The organism is Anoxybacteroides rupiense (assembly GCF_014196195.1).
In the GTDB taxonomy this organism is placed as follows: domain Bacteria; phylum Bacillota; class Bacilli; order Bacillales; family Anoxybacillaceae; genus Anoxybacteroides; species Anoxybacteroides rupiense.
In genome coordinates, this window is sequence record NZ_JACIDF010000001.1 from 618,254 (window position 1) to 641,596 (window position 23,343).

General features: G+C 41.8%; 22 protein-coding genes. 5 read left to right on the forward strand and 17 right to left on the reverse strand.

Annotated elements, in window-relative coordinates:
• Window positions 1-22: 22 nt before the first annotated feature.
• The 4 genes from GGQ95_RS02935 to GGQ95_RS02950 form a co-directional block, all read right to left on the reverse strand.
• Window positions 23-172: a hypothetical protein gene (locus tag GGQ95_RS02935; protein ID WP_183186303.1), complete on the reverse strand. Its 150-nt coding sequence runs from the start codon at window positions 170-172 to the stop codon at window positions 23-25.
• Between the two features lie 9 nt (window positions 173-181).
• Window positions 182-430, reverse strand: coding sequence for a YkuJ family protein (locus GGQ95_RS02940; RefSeq protein ID WP_044746660.1), 249 nt, complete (start codon window positions 428-430; stop codon window positions 182-184).
• Window positions 431-614: 184 nt separating this feature from the next.
• A complete protein-coding gene (locus GGQ95_RS02945; RefSeq protein ID WP_066147033.1) occupies window positions 615-848 on the reverse strand; it encodes a hypothetical protein in 234 nt (77 codons plus the stop codon).
• Window positions 849-902: 54 nt separating this feature from the next.
• Entirely contained in the window at window positions 903-2,120 is a 1,218-nt protein-coding gene (locus GGQ95_RS02950) for an EAL domain-containing protein (RefSeq protein ID WP_183186304.1), read from the reverse strand.
• Between the two features lie 500 nt (window positions 2,121-2,620).
• Here GGQ95_RS02950 and GGQ95_RS02955 point away from each other — a divergent pair, with 500 nt between their 5' ends.
• Window positions 2,621-3,361: a C39 family peptidase gene (locus tag GGQ95_RS02955; protein ID WP_183186305.1), complete on the forward strand. Its 741-nt coding sequence runs from the start codon at window positions 2,621-2,623 to the stop codon at window positions 3,359-3,361.
• 19 nt (window positions 3,362-3,380) lie between these two features.
• On the opposite strand, the gene fadH is transcribed toward GGQ95_RS02955, so the two are convergent.
• Window positions 3,381-4,145, reverse strand: a complete 765-nt coding sequence (gene fadH / locus GGQ95_RS02960; RefSeq protein ID WP_066147026.1) for a 2,4-dienoyl-CoA reductase — start codon at window positions 4,143-4,145, stop codon at window positions 3,381-3,383.
• A 268-nt stretch (window positions 4,146-4,413) separates the two neighbouring features.
• On the opposite strand from fadH, the gene GGQ95_RS02965 reads away from it, so the two are divergent.
• The gene (locus GGQ95_RS02965) at window positions 4,414-5,301 is read left to right on the forward strand and encodes a metallophosphoesterase (protein WP_066147025.1); all 888 of its coding nucleotides are present in this window, start codon (window positions 4,414-4,416) and stop codon (window positions 5,299-5,301) included.
• A 93-nt stretch (window positions 5,302-5,394) separates the two neighbouring features.
• Here the strand turns inward: GGQ95_RS02965 and GGQ95_RS02970 are convergent, their stop codons facing one another.
• Both GGQ95_RS02970 and GGQ95_RS02975 read right to left on the reverse strand, forming a co-directional pair.
• Window positions 5,395-7,476, reverse strand: a complete 2,082-nt coding sequence (locus GGQ95_RS02970; protein WP_066147023.1) for an RNA degradosome polyphosphate kinase — start codon at window positions 7,474-7,476, stop codon at window positions 5,395-5,397.
• Window positions 7,477-7,490: 14 nt separating this feature from the next.
• Window positions 7,491-9,020 carry a Ppx/GppA family phosphatase gene (locus GGQ95_RS02975; protein WP_066147021.1) on the reverse strand — a complete coding sequence of 510 codons (1,530 nt, stop codon included), beginning with the start codon at window positions 9,018-9,020 and terminating at the stop codon, window positions 7,491-7,493.
• 110 nt (window positions 9,021-9,130) lie between these two features.
• Between GGQ95_RS02975 and GGQ95_RS02980 the strand changes: the two genes are divergently transcribed.
• Window positions 9,131-9,568 carry a YkyB family protein gene (locus GGQ95_RS02980; protein ID WP_066147019.1) on the forward strand — a complete coding sequence of 146 codons (438 nt, stop codon included), beginning with the start codon at window positions 9,131-9,133 and terminating at the stop codon, window positions 9,566-9,568.
• Window positions 9,569-10,109: 541 nt separating this feature from the next.
• Here GGQ95_RS02980 and GGQ95_RS02985 read toward each other — a convergent pair.
• From GGQ95_RS02985 to corA, 6 genes are all read right to left on the reverse strand, one after another.
• Window positions 10,110-11,015, reverse strand: coding sequence for a chemotaxis protein (locus tag GGQ95_RS02985; RefSeq protein WP_044746669.1), 906 nt, complete (start codon window positions 11,013-11,015; stop codon window positions 10,110-10,112).
• Between the two features lie 126 nt (window positions 11,016-11,141).
• Window positions 11,142-11,792 (reverse strand): glycoside hydrolase domain-containing protein, encoded by a 651-nt coding sequence (locus GGQ95_RS02990; RefSeq protein WP_044746670.1) that lies wholly within the window; start codon window positions 11,790-11,792, stop codon window positions 11,142-11,144.
• 264 nt (window positions 11,793-12,056) lie between these two features.
• Entirely contained in the window at window positions 12,057-13,307 is a 1,251-nt protein-coding gene (locus GGQ95_RS02995) for an ATP-binding protein (protein WP_066147017.1), read from the reverse strand.
• A 125-nt stretch (window positions 13,308-13,432) separates the two neighbouring features.
• Window positions 13,433-14,659: a PLL family lectin gene (locus GGQ95_RS03000; protein ID WP_066147014.1), complete on the reverse strand. Its 1,227-nt coding sequence runs from the start codon at window positions 14,657-14,659 to the stop codon at window positions 13,433-13,435.
• Between the two features lie 240 nt (window positions 14,660-14,899).
• Complete coding sequence (locus GGQ95_RS03005) at window positions 14,900-15,454, reverse strand: TIGR00725 family protein (protein WP_066147012.1); 555 nt, start codon at window positions 15,452-15,454, stop codon at window positions 14,900-14,902.
• A 17-nt stretch (window positions 15,455-15,471) separates the two neighbouring features.
• The gene (gene corA / locus GGQ95_RS03010) at window positions 15,472-16,437 is read right to left on the reverse strand and encodes a magnesium/cobalt transporter CorA (RefSeq protein WP_044746674.1); all 966 of its coding nucleotides are present in this window, start codon (window positions 16,435-16,437) and stop codon (window positions 15,472-15,474) included.
• Window positions 16,438-17,124: 687 nt separating this feature from the next.
• Here corA and GGQ95_RS03015 point away from each other — a divergent pair.
• On the forward strand, window positions 17,125-17,352 hold the full coding sequence (locus GGQ95_RS03015; RefSeq protein ID WP_044746675.1) for an IDEAL domain-containing protein: 228 nt from the start codon (window positions 17,125-17,127) through the stop codon (window positions 17,350-17,352).
• Between the two features lie 168 nt (window positions 17,353-17,520).
• Window positions 17,521-18,672 (forward strand): aminotransferase A, encoded by a 1,152-nt coding sequence (locus GGQ95_RS03020; RefSeq protein WP_183186306.1) that lies wholly within the window; start codon window positions 17,521-17,523, stop codon window positions 18,670-18,672.
• 153 nt (window positions 18,673-18,825) lie between these two features.
• Here GGQ95_RS03020 and GGQ95_RS03025 read toward each other — a convergent pair whose 3' ends face one another.
• The 4 genes from GGQ95_RS03025 to GGQ95_RS03040 all read right to left on the reverse strand — a co-directional run bounded on the left by GGQ95_RS03025 (window position 18,826) and on the right by GGQ95_RS03040 (window position 22,893).
• Window positions 18,826-19,692 (reverse strand): NAD(P)-dependent oxidoreductase, encoded by an 867-nt coding sequence (locus tag GGQ95_RS03025; protein ID WP_080860983.1) that lies wholly within the window; start codon window positions 19,690-19,692, stop codon window positions 18,826-18,828.
• Window positions 19,693-19,737: 45 nt separating this feature from the next.
• The gene (locus GGQ95_RS03030; protein ID WP_369815489.1) at window positions 19,738-19,953 is read right to left on the reverse strand and encodes a TM2 domain-containing protein; all 216 of its coding nucleotides are present in this window, start codon (window positions 19,951-19,953) and stop codon (window positions 19,738-19,740) included.
• Window positions 19,954-20,027: 74 nt separating this feature from the next.
• Entirely contained in the window at window positions 20,028-20,813 is a 786-nt protein-coding gene (locus GGQ95_RS03035; RefSeq protein WP_066147004.1) for an SDR family oxidoreductase, read from the reverse strand.
• A 106-nt stretch (window positions 20,814-20,919) separates the two neighbouring features.
• Window positions 20,920-22,893: a methyl-accepting chemotaxis protein gene (locus tag GGQ95_RS03040; RefSeq protein WP_183186307.1), complete on the reverse strand. Its 1,974-nt coding sequence runs from the start codon at window positions 22,891-22,893 to the stop codon at window positions 20,920-20,922.
• Between the last annotated feature and the right edge of the window lie 450 nt (window positions 22,894-23,343).

Sequence of the window (23,343 nt, forward strand, 5' to 3'; positions counted from 1 at the left end):
GCCTTCGCTATTCGAAGACCTTTTATCCTTTACTTGTATAAATGTTGCGCAGCATAAACTGACAAGAAGGACATGCATAAATCACATTTTGATTGGATTGTGCCGTTAATACCTCTTCTAAATAAGCTTGGCTTCGGCATACAGGGCAAATAACAACCGGCTTTTTTTTCATGATTTCGCCTCACTTTTTTTCATCTAATAACTCAAAAATTTCGATCGCAATCATATCAATATTGTCAAATTGGTAAGTATTTGGCTTCTTCCCTTTCTCATATACCTCTAGCATAAATGTATCGTTTTTCGCTAGGTAGGTGACACTGCATTTTTTTTCTCCATTCACTTCAAAATTTCGCTGCGGCGCCTCGTTGCCACTCGGCTCTTGGTCACGAAGCTGCATAAGCCGTTGAATAATCCCTAGCAGTTGAGACATAAGCTCTTCCTCCTTTATACGAAAAGGGCACTTTATGTATAGTATAGGCCTGATGCTCTCAAAAAAATAAACATATGCCCATGTTTCCCCCATTGATTATATCAGAAAAAACGTGTAAAGTATCCTCTTTCGTCAATCTCCCTCGTCAAAAAGGGCAACCCTTCTAATGGATCGCCCCGCTTGTTTATCCTCTGTTTAAAGCAAGATAAATAATCATGCCTAAAGCCAACAAGCCAGCAAGCACATATGCCAGCAGGACAGGATTGCGAATATACGGATGCTCTTGTATTTTTTCATTCACCGGCGCATCGTATTGTTCCTGCAATTTTTGGCGCCGTCCAAGTGAATACGTATAGAGAAATCCAATAATCGCGATAAGTAATACGATTATTGATAATATAAATGAAGTTTGCGCCATCGTATTTTCACCTCGTGCTTACTTTCCCCCATTTCCCCTATATTTTATTCAATACTAATAATGAGCATCGTGCTCAAATAAATAGCTATAAGATAAATCAATGAACAAGTAGTGGCACTCATCAATCGGATAGGAGTACGTACGAATTGTCTCTCCTGTTTCGATATCTCCGTACAAGTCTGATAAAATGCCCCTTTTACGCGAACGCATACGCACAATATTTTCTAAAAAATATGGACGCCAACTCCAATTCTTCATATAGTACTCCGGCTGCAGTTCCCAAACATGACTCTTTTTGAAAATATTTGCTGATTTTTGAAATCCATCCTCGTCACACACATAGATGCGAAAGCATACATCGCTCAGCTCAGCAGCTAGAGACGAAATGAGTTCATCAAAACTTGCTGTTTTTTTATACTTGGAAAGCAGCGCTGTGACTCTCTGTTGAAACTGTTCGGAAATATTGTATAGTATTTGCAGTTTTTTCTTTTCCAGCTGAATAAATCCGTGGCACTCTTGACGCAAACGGTCTTTTAGAAAATCAGCCGGTAGCAACGCAGACTGCGGTTCAGCCAAATAATACCCTTGATAATAACGGCCGCCATTTTGCCAAGCATATTGCAGCTGAAAAGAGGTTTCAATATCCTCATACAAAAGAGTAGCCCCCATTTTGCGAGCAAGCAAAGAAATCGAATAAAGCACATCCTGATAGGAGTAGCTGCTCGAGATTTTTCGCAGTTCATGCAAATCCATTTTTAATATATCTGGCGCCAACAGGCTAATGCGCTCAAGATTGCTGCTGTGTTCCCCAATATGATCGAGAGCCACGCGAATCCCGTATGTACGAATATAGGTTAATAAATGACTAAGCTGATTAAAGTCTCCTTTAAAAAACGGCTCGTTAATTTCCAGCACAATACGATCTAAGGACAAGCCCTTCTCTTTATATTGAAACAATAAAGATAAAAATGACTCTGCCCGATCCATCATCAATAAATTAGCATCTTGATTAAGAAAAATAAGCAGCGAATGGTCATCATTCAATAAAAAATGGTCAAGCGCCTTTCTTGTTACGACTTCATCGACTTCTAAGCGAAATTCCTCCGGAATGGCTTCGTCATGAAAAAAAGGGCCTAAGCTTACAATTCCATCCTCAGAGCGATATCTGCCTAGTACTTCATAGCCGATGACGCGATGCTCATCAGCGCTAAAGATCGCTTGGTAATACGGGATGACGCGTTGCAAATTAGTTACAATATCTAACGCATCCATGCTGCTCACCTCTTTTTGCACTCGTCATTTTGCATATTATACCACACGATTCCCCTACCTCATAAAGAAAAAAATCGTTGCCATACTATAAGTCCGAACATGCTTTAAGGCATGCGCTCGTCGAACAGTGAACGCTTTTACGGGCCAATCCCTTTGCTCGCTGGCGTTCCTGTTTAAGGGAAGAGGCAGAAAAGTTTGTTTGTAACTATATAAATACAACTTGATGTCTCAACATGTGCCTCCCATGCCAAAAAGGAATGAGCCGATTTCGACGGCACGGTTTAGCTTGATCGAAGGAGGTCGATGACTTACCTTCCAACCATAAGTTTTCACACATATCGTTCATTCATATTACACAGCATAAAGACAACAAACGAATGGATGTGTTCAATACCAATATATAGGCTCTCATGATAAGGTCTGTCATTCGTTTCAGCTTCATATCTGTTTCAGATCATATACTGCTTCAAAGTGAATTTCGATTGGATTAGGTGATGAACATGAACTATCTTTATATGGGAATAGCGTTTTTTATGCTGCTTGGCTGCTCAAATGAAGAGAAAAAAGCAGCACCTCCGTCCCATTTGGCAAAAGAGGCAGAAAACCCTCATTTCCGTTATGAGCCGAAAGCGGTACAAAATCCCGAAAAAGTGATTCTGCATGTACCATTAATTAAGCAAGTTCCTGAGTTGAAATATGGATGTGAAGTAACAAGCTTAGCCATGGTGCTGCAATATGCAGGAGTCCAAGTAAATAAACTGACCTTAGCCAAACAAATAAAAAAGGATTTAGATCCGAAAATAAGAGATCGACATGGAAACATCATTTCATGGGGAAATCCGGCAGACGGATTTGTTGGAGATATGACTGGAAAATCGAGCGGTTATGCCGTGTTTGATGAACCGATTGTAGAGCTGATGGAAAAATATCTGCCAGAACGTGCCATTAATTTAACTGGACAACCTTTCACTGAGCTGCTTAGGTACGTTTCCAATGGCCATCCCGTTGTTGTTTGGACAACAGGAGATTATCGCCTTCCAGATCGTTGGGAAAGCTGGAAACACGGTGGGCAAACGATTCGTACACCGCTCGATTTGCATGCGGTTGTTCTTGTCGGTTTTGATTCAGATTTTGTTTATATCAACGATCCTCTCTGGGGAAAAAAAGCACATCAAGTAAACAAGCAGCAGTTTATTCGTTCATGGATAGCCTTAAAAAAAAGAGCGGTTTCCTATAATTGAAACCGCCTTCTTTTATCAATTAAAACGGATATTGGTTTAGCCATTGCCCCCCATCTATTGTAATGCATTCCCCATTGATGTAAGCGGCTTCATCTGAAAGCAAAAAAGCAGCAAGTCCAGCAATTTCTTCAGGTGTTCCAAGCCGGCCAAGCGGCACACTTGCCAATGTTCGCTTCGCTGCTTCCTCGGATTCCCAAAGCTTTTCCGCTCCTCCTGTTCGTTCAATCGGACCAGGAGCGATCGCATTCACACGAATCCCATATTTTCTGCCCCATTCTACAGCAAGTGTGCGCGTCATCGCTAACACGCCAGCTTTCGCGCACGCCGAATGGATAACGCCAGCACCGGCATTCCACGCATATGTAGCAACCATGTTAATAATGGTGCCTTTTGCTTTTTTATTGATCCAATAATTCCCTATTTCTCGACTGCAATAAAATGTTCCGTTCAGCACAATGTTGATCACGCTATTCCATCCATTAATTGATAGCTTTTCAGCTGGACAAATAAAATTTCCTGCTGCATTATTAATTAATGCGTCAATTTGCCCAAATTCCGCATCCGTGCGCTGAACCATTTCGGCGACGAGTTCAGGTTCACGCACATCCATTTGAATCGGCAGCACCATTCCTTCCGCTGTCTCAATTTCCTTTTTCACCTCTTCTAACGCCTCTAATCTCCTTCCTGTGATCACAACACGAGCTCCCTCTGCCACAAACCGCTTGGCCATATATTTTCCCATTCCGCTGGATGCACCTGTTACAATAATCACTTTTCCCTGCACATTTTCTCCCCCTTAAATTACTGACTGATTATTCATTCATTTTTATTTTACTATAAATATACATAATTTTCTAACATTTTTATCGGTCTATATCCATACTTCTTGAAAATAAAACAAACGGAAAGACAAATCGGCTGTTTCCACGACGAAAAACCGATATTTTTACCTGCAAGAGACAACCAATGAAAAGCTGAGCTTGATCTATTACTTTTCTGTTTTTGATTCTCCATTTATAATATAAATAATGGGGAAAGGACGTAGATAATTCATGAAAACCACGCCACAAATGAACAGAAGAACATTTCTCAAAAAAAGTATTGGCTCCCTGCTCGGAGGCATGTTTATCGCTTCCTTCGGGTATTACTACGCTCGTTTTATCGAGCCAAGCCGGCTGACCATCAGTAAACATTCAATTACTCATCCATTAATCCCCAAGAGCTTCGATGGTATGACGATTGTACAATTTAGCGACACACATCTCGGAGATTATTATTCACTCGAGCGGCTGAACCAGCTTGTTAGCCAAATCAACGATATCAAGCCCGATTTGGTTGTTTTTACTGGGGATTTGATCGATGCTCCTCATCAATATCCTCATGCTCATCAAATTATTCCTATCCTTTCCAGAATTCGTGCTCCGTTTGGGAAGTTCTCCATTTATGGAAACCACGATCATGGAGGTTATGGAACGAATCTATACCGAAATATCATGAATCAGGCCGGATTTCATATGCTTGTGAACGAACATGCGATCATCCAGCTCGTCGATAAAAGCAAAATCGCGATTGCGGGCATGGACGATTTAATGCTTGGCCGCCCGCATTTTGAACAAACCTTTCAACAAATTCCTCCATCTACCTATACCATTTTATTATTGCATGAACCAGATGGAGCCATTCAAGCGGCGCATTACCCTGTCCATCTGCAGTTATCAGGGCATAGTCACGGCGGCCAGATCCAGCTTCCTTTCATCGGTCCTCTGATCACACCTCCACTGGCCATTCAGTATTATGAAGGATTTTATGAGGTGGGGAAAATGAGGCTTTATGTCAATCGAGGCCTAGGCACAACTCGAATGCCATTGCGCTTTTTAACTCCTCCTGAATTAACAATCTTTACATTAAAGCATCAACCATCGTCGGCGTCGGATGGTTGATGCACTGATTTAAGGTTGAGAATTCAAGCAGTATGGACCATCGTTGCCTCATCATCCTCAACTAGTATCACGGGTTTATCCACCTTCCTCTTTCTATTCTTCATCTTCTTTGACGCGATAGGCTAAATTAAATAGCCACAATTGACTGTCAATTTCCCGTTCCCCCTTCGCTTTTTTCACATAATGATACTCACCATACCTATCCTGTTCCCTAGCTTTCACATTATCCGCAAGCAAGATAGACAAAATGTCCACAATTCTTGATTTTAAATGATCAGCTAAAATCGGAAATAAAATTTCCACTCGTTTATCCATGTTACGCGTCATCATATCAGCTGATGATAGAAACACTTTCTCCGCTCCATTATGCTGGAAATAGTAAATTCGGCTATGTTCAAGAAACCGACCAACAATACTGCGGACGCGAACGCGATCACTAACTCCCGGGATGCCCGGGCGAAGGCAGCAAATTCCGCGAACAATTAAATCAATATTCACCCCTGCTTGCGAAGCTTCATACAGTTTCGTAATCAGCTCTTTATCTGTCAGCGCATTCATCTTTGCAATAATACGTCCATTTCCGTGTTGACGATGCAGGCGAATCTCCTCATCAATGAGGTGAATAAATTGGCGGCGAATATCGAATGGAGCAACGGATAGATAGTGAAAATGAGGTTTTTCCATATATCCGCTTAAATAGTTGAAAAAATTCGTAGCATCCTCGCCAAATTCACGGTTGGATGTTATGAGACCTAAATCGGTATACAGTTTGGCTGTCGCATCATTATAATTTCCTGTACCTAAATGAATAAAGCGCTCGATTTTCCCATTTCGCTGCCTGACAATCAGGGTGATCTTACTATGTGTTTTTAAATGCGTAATGCCATAAATGACATGACATCCTGATTTCTCCAGTTCTTTGGCCCATTGCACATTATTCTCTTCATCAAAACGAGCTTTCAACTCAACAAGAACCGTTACTTGCTTGCCATTTTCCGCTGCCCGCTTCAAAGCTTCGATAATGGGAGAATCACCGCTGACGCGATACAATGTTTGCTTGATGGCGAGCACCTGCGGATCATCTGCCGCCTCCGATACAAAATCGATGACGGGTTCAAATGATTCATAAGGATGATGAAGCAAAATATCCTGTTCTGCCGCTTTTTCAAAAATGTCCTCCCCAGAATCCAAATCTCTTGGGGGCTGCGGAATAAGCGCCTCATATACCAAATGCTCTTTATATAAAGATAGTTCTTGATAAAAGCGGTAAAAGAAGGTCAAATCAAGCGGTCCGTCGATTTCATATAGGTCATCATGACCAATTTCTAATTCCTCTAATAAATAATTTAAAATAAATGGATCAAACCCGTCCTTTCTTATTTCCAGACGAACAGCAGCTCCCCATTTTCGTTTTTTTAGCTCTTTTTCAATTTCTTTTAATAAATCGCGCGCACCTTCTTCATGGATCGTCAAATCGGCATTGCGCGTAATGCGAAATGGAGTCACTGAAATCACATCATATCCAGTAAATAACGTTTGAATATGAGCCGTAATGACATCCTCGAGCAACACATATACAAAGCGGTCAGATTCCGATGGGAGACGGATGAAGCGATTTAACACAGAGGGGACCTGAACAATCGTTAATTTTCGTCTTTCCTCCTCTTCTTCAGCATCAAGCACAACTGCTAAATTTAAGCTTTTGTTCAGCAGCATCGGAAACGGACGGTACGCGTCCACGGCCATTGGAGTTAAAACAGGGAAAATCCGTTCAGTAAAATACGCCTGCAAAAACTCCCTCTGCTTTTCCGTCCATTCATCTATAGCTGCCAAGTAAATCTTCTCTGCTTTTAACATGGGCAAAAGCTGTTCATTATAAAACCGATATTGAGCAGCTACTAGCTCATATACTTTTTCGGAAATTTTGTTTAGTTGCTGCTTCGGCGTCAGCCCCGCTTTATTTTCAGGTTTATTAAATCCTGCCTTTACTTGATCTTTTAAGCCGGCTACACGCACCATAAAAAATTCATCTAAATTCGAACTGAAAATCGCTAAAAATTTTAATCGTTCAAGCAATGGATTTCTCTCATCAAATGCTTCTTGCAACACACGTTTATTGAAAGCAAGCCAGCTTAATTCGCGATTATTATAATAATTTGGATTATTTAGCTCCATCGTGCTTCCCTTCCTTATTCATTTTGCTGAAAATGCAATTCAATCGGGCGTTTGAGTATTTTCTCGATATGTTTTTTATTTTTTTCCGCCTGGTACTCCTCTGCTCGAAAATCTCCGCTACAAATGATGTTCATGATAATGGTGTCGCTCTGCTCAGACCATCTAATTTGCTGAACAATCTTTCGCTTCGTATCGTTTAGGCTATAAGCAAATTTTAAAAGAGCACCAAGAAAGCGAATGCGCTTTTGTTCTTCTTTCGTAAACCAACTGCTAAACGGAGCGATATACTGTTTAAATAACGGTTTATTTTTGTAAGAAGCCATAAGGGCAAGCTTTACGCGGTCCTTATGCATCAATCCATCAATGGTTCGATTGGCCAATAAATAAAATGTATGCTGACTGCTTGATTCTTCATCAATATACTGCCCTAAATAAAACACCCGTGCAGCCCATTTCATATCCCGCACATCTTCATCTGTCAACGGGTATAATTGAAGCAAACGAATTTGCTCCACCATTTGCGAAAGAAGATGGGACACATATTCCACATCGTCTAAGCGAATATCATAATCCTGTGCCAATTCGAAAAAGCTTTCTTGGAGAACGTTGGGAAATACTCTAGTCCCAAACGGTTGAGTGAATTCTTCATAAAAAATGCCATCGCGCAAGCCTTTTCTGCTCAACACAAACGAAGAAGCTTCTACGACATCATACAGTACACGAAAAACCTCCAATGCAGGAATCATTAAATCCGCACGATCCTTGGATAAACCTTCTAATTTTTGAATGTCTTCAAATGGAAGTGAGGTTAGTAGCTTTCGAACGTCTAGCAGGTGCTTTCGTTTCATTTCGTATTGATGAACACCAGCAAGCGGATATCGGCACATAAGTTGATGAACTTGTACCACATTTCGAGCACTTCCCCCCATAGCAACAATAGGAACATTTCTTTGCAGCAGCCATGGCAAAGAGTGAAATTGCTCTTCTACATATTCGGCAAGAAGCTCTAACTCCTCATCTGTTGGAACGTTGCCCGCCACAAACTTTTGCTTTAATGACAAAACTCCGAACGGAAAGCTGTGTAATTCATATAGTTGCCTGTCTTTATAATAAGTGATTTCTGTGCTACCGCCGCCAATATCTATTGTTATCGCTTCAGAAATGGGCGTAGAATTAACGACGGCAAGAAACCCGTAATAGGCTTCCTCCTCTTCAGTAAGTACCCGAATACAAAAATCTGTATTCGCTTCTATCCATTCAGCGATTTCTTGTTGGTTTTTCGCCTGGCGAATTGTAGCGGTAGCCACACATTTGACGCGTTCTAAACGATGATAGCGGGTAATTTCCTGAAAGCTTTGCAGTGTATTTAATAAAAGCGACACGCCCGATTCCGCCAACATCTGGTCTTCTGTTAAATGGCTGCGAAGTCTTGCCACCACTTTTACATTTTCAACTTCACGCAACCGACCGCTTTTTTGCCGTTCATAAATCACTAAACGAATCGTATTTGATCCGATATCAATGATTCCGTACTTTTCTTTCATGCTTGTTCATCCTTACGTTTATTTTTCATTAATCATATCATATGTTGCAAACAAATGTTCATGCTGTATAATAAAAGTACTAGACAAGCCTATTGAAAAGGAGACGAATCATGGAGAGTTTAGAACCAACGATAGATAACTTAGCGAAAGCGATTTTCACTGTTAATCGCCATGCGAAAACAGCATTAAATCCATCTTTTTTATATCTGTTAAAGAAAAAGACGATTGAGAAGCTGATTAGTGAGGGCAAAGCCAAAAAGGTGGGTCTTCATTTCTCGCCGAATCCGCGCAACAGCCAACAGCAATCTGACGTTCTTGTCGCTGTCGGCAACTATTATTTTCATATTCCTCCGACAAAAGAAGACTTCGCAACTCTTCCGCACTTAGGGGCCTTAAATGGCGTTTATCGCAATCCTGTCGCAAAAATGCCGCTGTCGCAAGCCAAAGCATTGTTACAGTCATATGCCGGCATCAGTGAAACACCAGCTAACAAACCTTCGCCAAGAACATACCAAAAGCCGGTATTTAAACGGCTCGGTGAACGTTAAGGATGGAATGGAGCCGCTCTCTTTGAAATCTGGTCATTTCAGAATAAGCAAAACGAGACGCGCTTTTGCTCGCGCCGGTTGTCGGGTTTACTCGCCTTCGGCAACCGGCGCTCGTTTTTCTATTCTTATTCTTTTCTGTCATTTCGGTTCATGAACAAGCAAATACACTTTATCATTCAACCGTTTCTCTTACAGCCATCTTTTTTGTCCCTTTCTTTTTTATTTTTCATCAATCCCCTGCTTTTATCCCTTATTCTAATGAAGGCCTCAGCACTTTATCGACCTGTCAGTTGTTCCTTGCAAAAGAGGAATCCTCTCTCGTTTGTATCTTTATATGAAATTCATCCTGCTTTTAGACGAGAAGCCCCTTGTTTCCGATCATCGTGAACCATTAAGGCTTTTCATACCTAAAAATAGCATTTACATAAAAAAATGGACAGCCTTTTGCAGAGACTGTCCAACGGTAACAGGAGGCTCTCAAAACCGCCATTCTATCCAGGACAAGGACAGCAAATGAATCGGTTTTATCTGTCACCACGGATTATAAAATATATTTATCGATTACTTTCACAAGCTCGCCCACTTCTGGTTTGCTGACTTGCGCCGTCGCTCCAACTTTTTCGCCCTTATGACGCAAATCATCGGTAATAAGCGACGAGAAAATGATAACAGGAAGCTTGCTTAGTTTTTCATCCTCGCGGATTCTTTTCGTCAAATGATGTCCATCCATTTGCGGCATTTCAATATCAGTAATCACAAGCTGCACTTCCTGCTCAATGTCTTTCCCTTCTTTCACAATTGCTTGTAAATAATGAAGGGCTGCTTCTCCATCCTCGAAAAATTCAACAAGCACATAACCTGCTTCAGCAAGCGTGTCATGCAACAGTTTACGCAAAAGCGGGGAATCCTCGGCAACCACGATTTTTTTATTCGAGCGTTCCCGTTTTCCGAGTTTTTTCACTTGCTGTACGTTAATCCCTGTTTCCGGGTTAATATCCACCACCATTTTTTCAAAATCAAGCAATAAAATCATTTTGCCTTCAAGCTTAACAACCCCGATTACCTGACCATCAAGTCCTTGATACATTTGGGAAGGCTTTTCGATTTGCCTCCAAGAAATTCGATGAATCCGAGTAACATTATGTACATGGAATACCACTTTTTGCTGATTAAACTCAGCAACAATAAATTTATCTTGCTGAGGCGTTTCCGATGGAGGAAAGCCGAGTGCCTTGGCCATATCAATAACGGGAAGCACCTCTCCCCGCAATTCGATAATTCCTTCTATATTAGGATGAGAATGGGGAACTTTTGTAATGGGGACAGGATTTAAAATTTCTCTTACCTTCATCACATTAATAGCAAATTGGTTTGTACCGATTAAAAATTCGACAATCTCCAATTCATTGGTTCCGCTTTCTAACAAAATCTCCCGTTTTTCATTCATCTTCGATAACGTCCTTCCTCGTATAATGTCCTAATTTTATTATATTTTTTCCTAAGCAAATAAGAAACCTTTTTCTTTATAAATTCCTCTCTAAAAAATAAAGCTGCCTTCTTATCGGCAGCTTTTCTAATATAAAAAATCAAGCAATCGGCGGTCAGCTAGGTTGGTGTCGACAGGGCATGCTTCGGCATCACGTCCGTATTGCCAGGCCCATACATTCGCTTTACAATTTGGCGAAGCCGGAGAATATTTCGGAGCTTTTTGCTCGGATGTCGTTCCGGGTCTCGGTGCTGAACTCCAAATAACGGATTGAACAGCCACTTGGTTATTTTTTTGTACTGCTTCGCAATAAGCTGCAGAGAAATCCCCTTTGGATGGATCTGCATAAAATCCAGGACGATAGCCAGTAGGCTGAAGCGTTTCCACCCAAGCGCGAATCCATGCCTCATCAACAGCAAAAAAATCTTCAATATTGGCAAACAACATTTTATTTTTTGGAATCCCAAGCCGACGCGCATGAAATACTGCATTGCGTGCAACGACTTGTCCGTTGGCATATCCTGTTGCTTGGCGAAAAGCGTTGTAGATCGGCAATATTTTTATACCATAGCTATGTAGCCGAGCTATTTCTTGAGCTGTTAATCCATCAGAGACATTCGGCACCTCTACTAAGTAACGCCCCCAAAATTTTGGATAGCCAAGCTCATTTTTCACGCAATAAAACGATTGATCTGTCACTGTTGCCGCGGAATCAACTCCCCAAACCGTTCTCGCCATAATTTCTCTCATTCCTTTCTCTCTGCACTTTTTTCTATACGAAAAATGCAACGATGGAACGAAGATCTGGAAAATCGACGCTCAAAGGTATATTTGCAGACTGGCATTGGTCACGCATTCGTATAGCAAAGGTCCAAATACTCCCGCTGTCAGACCCATTCATGAATCTATGAAGCCATTCATCGTGTAGCTACCTGACCGCCGAAAAACATCATGAGCTCCGTATAGCTGCTTTATATTATCATATGACTGAGACGGTTTGTCTTATTTCATTAAAGGCAATGTAATCTCTACGCGCGTTCCTTTTCCAGGATGGCTCATATAATGAACGGTTCCTCCCATTTCACGGATTAAGCGATTGGAAATCATGCTCCCTAACCCCGTTCCTTTTGACTTCGTTGTGTAATAGGGAAGACCAATCTTTTTTAACTCCTCCTCTGTCATTCCTTTTCCGTTATCTTCAATCACTACTTTGACAGTCTTTTGCTGCATAAGAGATTGTGTCGTAATAAAGACACTTCCGCTGCCATTATCAATTGCTTCAATCGCATTTTTGATAATATTTAAAAATGATTGCTTTAAATATTGCTCGTCTCCCCAGACGTAACATTTTTCAATATTCTCCCATTCGATAGACACATTGGCAAACGCTCCTAACGGGCGAAGCAAGTCCACACAGTCACGCAGCACTTCACTTAAATCAATCGGCTGCAAGCGAAAATCAGCCGGCTTTGCCAATTTTAAATAATCCGTAATGATTTTATTTGCCCGATCTAGCTCCTCTAGAATAAGGGGAGCAAATTGCTCTAATTGTGAATTTCCAGCATCCTTTTGCAGCAATTGCACAAACCCGCGGACCGTCGTAATCGGATTGCGAATTTCATGAGCAAAGGATGCCGCCATTTCACTGACCATCGTCAGCTTATCCATATATACCATCTCATCAAATTGGCGATTATACACAATTAAGCGTTCAATTAAAACAATAATCAACAGGTAAGTCGCCAAAAACATGGCAAAATACGTACTATAAAATTCCCAATTCAAAAATGAAACCGTTTGAACAATGATCGTAAAATAAAAAAGAAAATACAGCATCACAATCATTAATGCATGCCATAATTTATTTTTTGCTTTCCAATAAAAAGGCCGAAATAACCAAGCAGTGATAAACGAAAGAACGGAAACAAGCACTCCGATTCCGGCAAAAGAGCCGCCAATAATCAGACGCGTAATCACCACAATCAATGTGCATATGCCTCCGGCCGGCCAGCCAATATATAGCGTCACAATTAAAATGACGATCATCCGAAAATCAAAATGTGTCTCCCCTAGGGTCTCAATTGGATAAAACATACACAGCATGGCAGCAAACGCAGCAAATAGCCCATAAATGGCTTGCTGCCGCATCGTTAAAGTCAGACGGTCCCGAAAAGGGAAAAATAAATTCGCATTAAATGTTAATGAGAGCAAAATCGTAATATTGACAATGAGAGGCTTAATCATGAAAATCATTCTTGATTTCCCCCGTTCATCGATACATCGCCCATCATTGTATCATACTCTTTTCATTTCTTGAATGAGTTTTACAAAAATAAAAACACGCTTGGCTAGGTAATCATAGCCAGCGTGTTTTTTCGTCATCTTTTCCAACGGTGAAGCAATTCGTTACGCTCTCCACGCGCAAAAACATCGAGACGATTTCCTCCCCATGAAATAGCAGCGGGTTCAGATGTAATACGCCTTCCATCAAGATGAAGAAATTCGCTCCAATGCGCGCCATCCCAATATTTATAAAGAAGTTCATGATTCCCACCGCGCGCAAAGATATCTAAGCGGTTTTTTCCTCTAGATGCCGCTGCTGGGCTCGAAGTAAGAATACCTTTCAGATCTTCCCAATGACTCCAGCGCACGCCGTCCCACCATTTATGCAAAAGTTGCCGCTCTGCTCCTCTCGCAAATACATCAATTCTTTGCTTTCCCCATGAAACAGCTCCGGGAGCGGATGTAATAATGCCGCCCAAGTTTTCCCATTCACTCCAACGCACACCGTCCCACCATTTATGATACAGATGACGATCCTCACCGCGCACAAACACATCCAGCCGATTGGCTTCCCATGATGCCACCGCAGGAGTTGAGCTTAACACTCCTCCTAAGTCTTCCCATTCACTCCAGCGTACACCGTCCCACCATTTATGCAAAAGCTGCCGTTCTGGCCCGCGACCAAATACATCAATGCGATTTTCCCCCCATGAGACAGCAGCTGGAGAGGAAGTTAATGTACCGGAGAGATTTTCCCAATCGCTCCAACGCACACCGTCCCACCATTTATGGAGCAATTGATGCCTTTCACCTCTTGCGAATACATCCAGCCGATCTCGTCCCCAAGACGCCACAGCCGGTCCTGATGTTAATGTTCCTCCTAAACTTTCCCACGCGCTCCAATCCTGTTCCGGCCTATATCCGATATTCTCTAGCACCAAACGAATGACGGATCTTACAATTTGCTCGATTTCATTTTCCGGAACGCGATACGCCTGCAACACAGTAAACAACCAAGGGGAGTTTCTTCTAGTTAGCTGAAACAGCTGCTCAATCTTTTGATCCATTGTTCCTTCCACATGTTCCTTATGATCTAACGCTGTTTGGACAATGACACGAAACATATAGCGTGATATATTGCGCGGAACATAATATTGTTGCAGCTTCGCATATAGTGGCTGCAGCTTCGGACGAATCATGCGCCATATATTCTCCATTTCTTGGTTTCTTTCACTATTTTCCCTGTCATGATAATCGATTAACATTTCAGTAAATCCCGGTACATAGGCAGAAAACATGCCATACGGATCAAGACGGTCCATCCTATCCCCTCCTCTTTGTCAAAGATCCCATCACTTTATCGTATGATGCTGTCCGATTATATAGTCCTTTTTTTGTTGCAAGTACAAAGACTTCGATTAATGTATATAGAATATGGTGGGTGGATAAACAAACATGATGCCACGTGCTATCATTTTGTTTTCATTAGTCATAGGAGCTACTCCTCTTCCAACGGAAATAAAAAGAGGGTGCCCAAACTATTCGTTGGACACCCTCTCTTTTTAATCGCCAATTCTCCCTGTATTTCTTTCCCTATCAAGCGGCTCGGAAATGCGGTTAAAAGCCAGATCCACTGCAGCTTCTGCTGAACTGCAAAACGCAATCTCCACCGTGCGCCGCTCATCCAAATACCCTCCTTCATAGGCCACCTCTTTTATTTTTGTCGCCCATCCGCCTGTCGTTTCAATAATAACCACCGGTTTTTGATTCATATATGCCGCTGACAGCTCCCCAAGCGTCCCATTGCCGCCGCGGATCATAATAAGGGCATCCGATGAATGAACGAGCACCATGCTGCGAAAATCAAAATGAAGCCCTGTTGTAATCGGTACATCTAAATAATCATTAGCGACATCTGTGCGATCTCCGGCTAAAATGCCAATCACTAATCCCCCTGCCTGCTTTGCTCCTTTAGAAGCTGCTTCCATGACTCCGCTTCCTCCGCCGGTTAATAGGACCGCCTTTCTTTTCGCAATTTCTTCGCCTACCTGCTCCGCAATTTTTCGTACGCTGTCAGGAATATCCCCTGATTGTCCAATGACTGCAATTCGCTTCATTCGTTGTCTCTCCCGTTTTACCGATTTCCTTTATGAAAACGAAACCATCCTTTTTTCTTAAACAAGAAAAACATGGCTACCGCAATGAGTGCCATTATTCCTAGCACAGCAAAATACCCGTATTTCCAATGCAATTCAGGCATATTGTCAAAATTCATCCCATACACACCGGCAATGAACGTCAACGGCATAAAAATCGTCGTAATCACCGTTAATGTCATCATAATTGTATTCATCCGATTGGAGTTCAATGACAAATAACTATCGCGAATATCAGAAGTAATATCGCGATTCGCCTCAATCATTTCCACCAATTTTAATAAATGATCATAAATATCATGAAAATAAATATGCTGTTCCTTCATTCGCTGTAGCCGATCAGAGTTAATAATCCGATAAAGCAAATCACGCATCGGGACAATGGTTCTTCTTAGTTTGGATAAATCACCGCGAATATCAAATACTTTTTCGAGGATTTCCTGAATGGTATGATCGTTTGTATTTTCATCAAGATCATTTAACATATCTTCCATTCGATACATCGGCGGAAAATAATCGTCTACAAGCTTATCTAAAACATGATACATCACGTGAAATGGTCCTGCTTGAAAATGCTCTTCTGTTTGCAGCCTTTCCCATACTTGATTTATTCCCCATACGGATTGTTTATGAAACGAAACGAGAAAGTTTTGTCCGATAAATAAATCCACTTCTTCCGCTTCCAATGTTTCTTGATTAATAGAGTGCACAACCATAAACAAATACTGATCATAAAAATCCAGCTTCGGTCGTTGAATAAATTCCAAACAGTCCTCAATCGCTAATGGATGAAAATGAAAAAAATCGGCCAACAATTTTGCCTCTTCATCTGTCGGTTCGTGGAAATCGACCCAATACCATGAAACGGAAGGTTTTTTTAAAAATGGCAGTGGTACATCATAGACTACTTCAAAGTCTTTAGTAATCGCACAAGTTCGGATCATCACTCTCCCCCTTCCTTCGACGTCAATGTATCAAAACATAGGCATGTAGATGAACGAACGAAAAACCTTCACCTCTAGCTTCATTTTTTCACAGGCAGCAAACGCATCGTTCGCTAAAGACATATCTTAATTCTTGGCTTTTCTGCCATAGCCGGCAATCCTCTTGCTAACGACTAGCATGCTATATAGGCGATCAATGATTTTGGCACTGGATCTATCTGTGAAGGATCAAGATCCAACGAGAAGATCGAGCAGATGGCTCATGCAAAAGCCAAATGGCATGTTTTCGACGGTCGGAGACAAGCCGCGGACTTGTCTCCGTCACGCCCCAGCTGCCAAGAACCGAACAACCGTCATACCTGCTCATCGAAATAGGAAATATTGGCACATCAAGCTGTATCCATATCATACCACGAATTTATAGATGGAGCATTGATATCAGACGATTGTGGTTGTTCAATTGGTTCACTCCGCTCGAAAAAGTTTATCTCTCCCCAGCCATCAGCTTTTCAAAAATAATTTTATTCCATTCTCAAGCTGTATTTATCTATATAATACCCGAAAAATAGTCGCTTGTTTGTAAAAATTACTACCTTCGAATTTATCAAAATTTTCTTTACTTTTTTATAAAAAAAGACGATAATATAAAAAAGGGAACATCTTGTTCCCGAATAAGGGGGAGTTTCCATGTACGAAAAACAATTTCCTCACGAAGGGATTATGATGTTTGGGCAACCGGAAGAAAAAAACAGCTACGGACCGCTTGCTGAAATGATTCTGGAACAAGCTATTTTCCTTTATCAAAAAAATAAATTAATGGAAAAGATTGATGAAGCGCTAGCTACCAAAGATCAAGCGCTGTTTTTAGAATTATCCACCCAATATAACGAATTGCTAAAAAAACACAGAGAATAGGCAGGGAGATTTTTCGAAATGATGGAATGCGAAGCCTCACAGCACTATAATCATGAATCGTTTGATTAGGTGAGCCACTTCTTCGTCTTTATACGCAGAAGAAGGCTCACCTTTTATTGTACTTCCGTGATAAAATAAAACAAATGGAGTATGGAAGGAAGGAATACTATGGAGCATCTCATTCATCCGCGTATTAAAAATATTGAAATCTCAGGAATCCGCAAATTTTTTAATATGGTTGCCGATCGTCCAAACCTCATTTCATTAACAATTGGCCAGCCGGATTTTCCGACTCCTGAACATGTGAAAGAAGCTGGGAAACAAGCCATTTCTGATAACTTCACAGTCTATACCCACAATGCAGGCTTGCTTGAAGTGCGTCAAGCGGCTTGCCGTTTTGTCAACGAAAAATATGGCTTGCACTATAATGAAAACGAAGTGATTGTGACGATTGGTGCAAGTCAGGCCATTGACATCGCTTTTCGCACCATTTTGGAGGAAGGAGTCGAGGTGATTTTACCAGGCCCTGTGTATCCCGGTTATGAGCCGATTATTCGCATGTGCGGAGCCAAACCTGTATATGTCGACACCCGCCATAACCAATTTAGGCTTTCCGCCGACTTGATTAAACCGTACATAAATGAACGAACGCGCTGTATCGTTTTGCCGTATCCCTCCAACCCAACTGGTGTAACGTTAGCGCAGCAGGATTTGCTAGAACTGGCTGAGCTGTTGAAGGATCACCCAATTTGGATCTTATCGGATGAAATTTATAGCGAGCTTGTTTATAGCGGCAAACATGCTTCAATTGCCAAATGGCTGCGCAATCAAACCATTGTGATTAACGGATTAAGCAAGTCACATTCAATGACGGGATGGCGAGTGGGGTTTGTCTTCGCCCCAGAGTTTTTAACAAAACATCTGATTAAAGTGCACCAATATAGCGTCTCATGCGCTTCTTCCATTTCGCAAAAAGCCGCTTTAGCCGCCTTGACAGCGGGAAAAGAAGACGCCAACGACATGCGGAAGCTATACGAACAGCGAATGGAATATGCCTACAGCCGGCTTGTTGACATGGGCTTTCAAGTGGAAAAGCCAACAGGGGCGTTTTACTTATTTCCATCTATTGAACCATTTCATACTTCCTCTTTTGAATTCGCACTTGATTTAGTGGATAAAGCTGGCGTAGCCGTCGTTCCTGGAAGCGCCTTTTCAGCATATGGAGAAGGATATGTTCGGCTTTCGTATGCCTATTCATTAGAAACGCTAGCAGAGGGGCTGAATCGCATCGAACAGTACGTTCAAAAACATAAAAGGTGAGAGCTTGGGTAGCTTCTCACCTTTTTATCAAGGAGGCAGCTGGTCATGCCATCGACTGGCCTCTGACAGTCGAAAATTTGAAAACGTCTATAAGTTCCCTCTTCTTAGTTGGCGCAATAGAGAAGGTGCCATTTTCTTAGTGCTAGAGGGCGTTTATGAATGATCATAGTGCTTGTATAACGCATGTGTTCCGCTGTTCTCCTCACCGCTTGCCGCCAGTTCTTCATACATTTTTTTAGCTAAGCTCAGTCCGGGCAGCTGCAAATTCATTTTTTCTGCCTCTTCCAGCGCAATTTTCATATCTTTAATAAAATGCTTTACATAAAATCCTGGCGCAAAATCCCCCGCCAACATTCTTGGGGCTAATTGGCTCAGTGACCAGCTGCCGGCAGCTCCTTGTGAAATGCTTTCCAACACTTTATAAGGATCAAGACCTGAACGTTTCGCATAAATGAGCGCCTCACAAACACCGATCATATTGGTAGCAATCGCAATTTGGTTACACATTTTCGCATGCTGGCCCGCTCCCGCTTTTCCTTGAAAAACAATATTTGTTCCTAGCGCTTCAAAAATTGGCTTGCACTCATGAAATGCCGCTTCATCGCCCCCAACCATAATCGCAAGCCGGCCTTCTCTGGCACCAACGTCTCCACCAGAAACAGGAGCATCTAGCGCAAATACCTTTCTCTTCTTCGCCTCATCATAAATTTTCTCGGCCAACGACGGAGGAGAGGTTGTCATATCAATTAAGTACGTGTTTTCCTTCACATTTTCAATTAATCCGTTTTCGCCAAAATATACGGCTTCTACATCCTGTGGATAGCCCACCATCGTAATAACAACATCCGCCTCGCGGGCAAGCTCGCGAACCGTTTCCTTCCAGACCGCCCCTGCTCTTAATAGCTCCTCTGCTTTCTCCTTCGTGCGCGTGTGCACAAGCAAATCATATCCTGCTTGCAGCAAATTGCGCGCCATGCTTTGTCCCATCACACCAAGACCAATAAAGCCGATTGTTTTCATACTCATTCCTCCACATATAAAACACCTTGGCTTGCGGCCAAGGTGCTAATCTTCTAACACGACATTATATTTTCGATTGAACTCTTCATCGGATTTAACGAGATAAACGATTCCCTCAATAAAGCCGATGATGCTTGGAATTCCTGTCCACGAAAATAATAAATAAAGAATGCCTTGGCCAAGCTTTCCCAAATAAAATTTATGAATGCCGAGACCACCTAACAAAATGGCTAAAAGACCTACAACCACCTTATTTTTCACGATGCCTCTTCCTTTCTCCGCTGGGGTAAGTCCTTTTATTTATATTCACCCAAATGAGAAAGTAGCACCTTTGGTTAAATCGCTTTGACCATCCCCCCATCGACGAGAAACGATTGGCCTGTCATATAAGAATTGGCTGCTGAAAGAAGGAAGGTCACCACATTGGCAAACTCCTCCGGCGTTCCATAGCGGCCAAGCGGAATGGCACTTTTCATCCGCATTTCCATTTCTTCCTTTGTGATTCCAAATTTTTCTGCGTTCATCTGATCTAAAAAAGCCACCCGTTCCGTTGCAATTCTTCCCGGCGCTACGGTATTGATTAAAATGTTATATTGAGCAAATTCAGAAGCCAACGTTTTAGTCAAGCCGACAATTCCAGTGCGGAATGTATTTGATAGCAATAAGCCAGGAATGGGCTCTTTGATGGAAGAAGAAGCAATATTGACAATTTTTCCGCCATTTTTCTTTAAATAAGGCAGTGCTTCACGAATGAGGCGAATATAGCTTAGTAAATTTAATTCAAATGCTTGATACCAATCCTCATCCGTAATCGTTTCAAAAGTTCCCGTCGGAGGTCCTCCCGCATTGTTGACAAGCAGTTCAAGAGCTCCATATGTTTCTGCCGTTTGAGCAACAAGCCGCTGAATTTCTTCTTTTTTCGTTACATCCGCTCGAATGTAAGCAACCCTTCCTTTATGTAACTCGCTTAGCTCTTGAGCCACCTCCTTCAGCTTTTCTTCATTGCGGCTCGTAATCATCACATTGGCACCTTCCAGCACCAGCCGCTGGGCAATCGCTTTACCAAGCCCTTGACTAGACGCTACAACAAGCGCTGTTTTTCCCTCTAACTGAAGCTCCACCTTCTTCACTCCTTTTCTTTATTATTACTATACCATTCGGCAAAGCCGCTGAGTTTTCCTCCTTCTCATCAATAAAAGCGCACGGATTTCCCGCGCGCTTAAATGATTATGCATCGAATTTTTCAACTAATTTCTTGAGCTGCTGTCCCATCTCACTTAATTTTTCAGCAGACTCTGTGACCGTGCTGAGCGCCTGCAGCTGATCATCGGCTGATGCTGCCACTTCCTCCGCAGAAGCTGCCGCCTGTTGAGCAATAGCGGAAATATTTTGCATCGCTTCAACCACTTGATCCTTACTTTCGTTCATATGCTTCACTTCATCACTAATATGAGAGATGGAGTTTGTCAGTTCTTCCATCATGACGGAAATTTTCATAAAGGATTCGCCTGTCGTATGAACGGCTTGCTGTTGCTCTTCGTTCATATCTTTTGAACGCCCAACTGCTTGCATTGCTAAATCCGCTTGTTGCTGAATCGTCGCGATTGTCTGACGGATCAACTCGGTCGCTTGAGAAGATTGTTCCGCCAATTTGCGAACCTCCTCAGCCACAACCGCAAATCCTTTACCATGTTCGCCTGCTCGTGCTGCTTCAATGCTCGCATTTAACGCAAGCAAATTCGTTTGTGCGGAAATCGCTGTAATCGTTTGAATGACTTCATCAATTCTTTTCATTTTTTCAACGAGATCATCCATTACTTTTTCTACAGACTGCAATTCATTTTTTGCTTCATCTGATTTTAATTGCAGCTCATTTAATTTTTCTAATCCATAATAACTTGCTTCTTTTGTATCATTTGATAAAGTTTGCATTTCTGAAGCGGATTGAGCGACTGCTTCAATTTGACTTGACAGCATGGTTGTTCGTTCGTTGATCGTATCTAGGTCACTCGCCTGTTCAGATGTTCCTTTTGCAATATCATTAATCGCTGTCGCTACTTGCTCGCTTGAAGTCATCGTTTCTTCGGAAACAGCGCTTAAATGATCGGCAGATTGAGCGAGCTCAGCAACTGACTGATTCACTTGATGAATGAGTGCCCGCATTTCATGAACCATATGGTTAAAATGAGAAGCCAGCTGCCCGATTTCATCTTTTGTTTTTACTTTCACTTGAACCGTTAAATCTCCCTCTGCTACCCTCTCTACTTGCTCTTGCAAGTAGACGATTGGTTTGACAATGGAGCGAGCCATCAAATAAATGACAATCATTCCGATAAGTACTGCGATAATCGTAATCATGAGCATTTGTGCTGCAATTGAATTACTGACCGCAAATAAATCTTTTTCTTTATACACCGCTCCAACTTTCCAACCTAGCTCGGGAATAGTTGTAAAATAAAGCATTCTCTTTTCGCCGTCTCTCGTATACTCATACACGCCGCTGTCACGGTCAAGCATGTATTTCACAGTGGCGTCGTTTGCCATATTCTTTCCTTTGTATTGAGGGTGGACGATAGCAATACCTGTTTGATCAAATAAAAACGGATAGCCTTTGTATCCTACATCCATTTTATTCACAATTTTTGTAACGGCATCAAGTGACAAGTCCATCCCGATGACACCAACTACTTGTGCACCGTCTTTCACCGCCTTGGCAAGAGTCACCACATACTTTCCTGTAACCGTATCTACATATGGATCCGTCCAGGCAACCTCATCAGGATGCTCGATTGCTTTTTTATACCACGGACGGGAAGTCGGATCAAAGCCAGCCGGAAGGTCCACTTTCGGCGTCGTATACATCTTTTTCCCTTCAGTTCCAATATAAACAAGCTGTGTATTGCTATGAATCTTTAAAAACGTTTGAAATTCCTTTTCAACTGTCGGCGATTCTTGATTGTCTTTCGCCATTTGGACTATCGCCGGCGATTCGCTAAATTGCTTCATACTATTCACTTCACTTGTAAAGCTTGATTGAATATCGTCAATCAGCTGCTCAACAAGCGCATGCCCGCGGCTGCTGACATCCTTGCGAATCATCTGCTTTGTTTCTACGACCCCGACAATTTGTGTAACGGCTAAAGAAACGACCATTAGTAAAGCTATTAAGACAACCAGTTTTGTTCTTAATGTTTTGAACACTTCGCTTTTTCTCCCCCTTGTCAAAATTCATCCTATTTTGTCGAGTTGCCATTTCCATTATAAAACCATGGTCTATAGCCGTCTATAGTAGCATATTCTCAATCATAGCCAAATGAATGAAAAACTTTTTTTGCTATCGCATTTATCACGGTAAAAATTCCAATTGTTGACGATCCATGATTTTACTAAAAATATGGAATCATATAGCTAGACACAAGCTTTTCGCTTGCCGACTACGGCAGAAAAGCGAGGAATCAAGCAGTGTCCATTGATTTGTATTGGATCATCACACACCTAGATAAAAATAGAAGTACGATAGAATTAAAGATGGAATAAATGGTCCCTGTATGTATTTTCATCATGAGGCGATATAATTGATCTACACGCCTGTTGTTCGGTTCGTCTTGATCAGCTGCTTAGTAGAGGAAAAATGTGAGACTATGGCCATTA

What these genes read in the sequence shown, in the direction of transcription:
- GGQ95_RS02940 (WP_044746660.1), bottom strand. Translation starts at nt 430, where the DNA reads ATGTCTCAACTGCTAGGGATTATTCAACGGCTTATGCAGCTTCGTGAC.
- GGQ95_RS02985 (WP_044746669.1), bottom strand. Translation starts at nt 11,015, where the DNA reads ATGAATGAAAAACGGGAGATTTTGTTAGAAAGCGGAACCAATGAATTG.
- GGQ95_RS03025 (WP_080860983.1), bottom strand. Translation starts at nt 19,692, where the DNA reads ATGAAAACAATCGGCTTTATTGGTCTTGGTGTGATGGGACAAAGCATG.
- corA (WP_044746674.1), bottom strand. Translation starts at nt 16,437, where the DNA reads ATGATCCGAACTTGTGCGATTACTAAAGACTTTGAAGTAGTCTATGAT.
- GGQ95_RS02995 (WP_066147017.1), bottom strand. Translation starts at nt 13,307, where the DNA reads ATGATTTTCATGATTAAGCCTCTCATTGTCAATATTACGATTTTGCTC.
- GGQ95_RS02975 (WP_066147021.1), bottom strand. Translation starts at nt 9,020, where the DNA reads ATGAAAGAAAAGTACGGAATCATTGATATCGGATCAAATACGATTCGT.
- GGQ95_RS02945 (WP_066147033.1), bottom strand. Translation starts at nt 848, where the DNA reads ATGGCGCAAACTTCATTTATATTATCAATAATCGTATTACTTATCGCG.
- GGQ95_RS02950 (WP_183186304.1), bottom strand. Translation starts at nt 2,120, where the DNA reads ATGGATGCGTTAGATATTGTAACTAATTTGCAACGCGTCATCCCGTAT.
- GGQ95_RS02955 (WP_183186305.1), top strand. Translation starts at nt 2,621, where the DNA reads ATGAACTATCTTTATATGGGAATAGCGTTTTTTATGCTGCTTGGCTGC.
- GGQ95_RS02990 (WP_044746670.1), bottom strand. Translation starts at nt 11,792, where the DNA reads ATGGCGAGAACGGTTTGGGGAGTTGATTCCGCGGCAACAGTGACAGAT.
- GGQ95_RS03005 (WP_066147012.1), bottom strand. Translation starts at nt 15,454, where the DNA reads ATGAAGCGAATTGCAGTCATTGGACAATCAGGGGATATTCCTGACAGC.
- GGQ95_RS02935 (WP_183186303.1), bottom strand. Translation starts at nt 172, where the DNA reads ATGAAAAAAAAGCCGGTTGTTATTTGCCCTGTATGCCGAAGCCAAGCT.
- GGQ95_RS02965 (WP_066147025.1), top strand. Translation starts at nt 4,414, where the DNA reads ATGAAAACCACGCCACAAATGAACAGAAGAACATTTCTCAAAAAAAGT.
- GGQ95_RS03020 (WP_183186306.1), top strand. Translation starts at nt 17,521, where the DNA reads ATGGAGCATCTCATTCATCCGCGTATTAAAAATATTGAAATCTCAGGA.
- GGQ95_RS03000 (WP_066147014.1), bottom strand. Translation starts at nt 14,659, where the DNA reads ATGGACCGTCTTGATCCGTATGGCATGTTTTCTGCCTATGTACCGGGA.
- GGQ95_RS02980 (WP_066147019.1), top strand. Translation starts at nt 9,131, where the DNA reads ATGGAGAGTTTAGAACCAACGATAGATAACTTAGCGAAAGCGATTTTC.
- GGQ95_RS02970 (WP_066147023.1), bottom strand. Translation starts at nt 7,476, where the DNA reads ATGGAGCTAAATAATCCAAATTATTATAATAATCGCGAATTAAGCTGG.
- GGQ95_RS03015 (WP_044746675.1), top strand. Translation starts at nt 17,125, where the DNA reads ATGTACGAAAAACAATTTCCTCACGAAGGGATTATGATGTTTGGGCAA.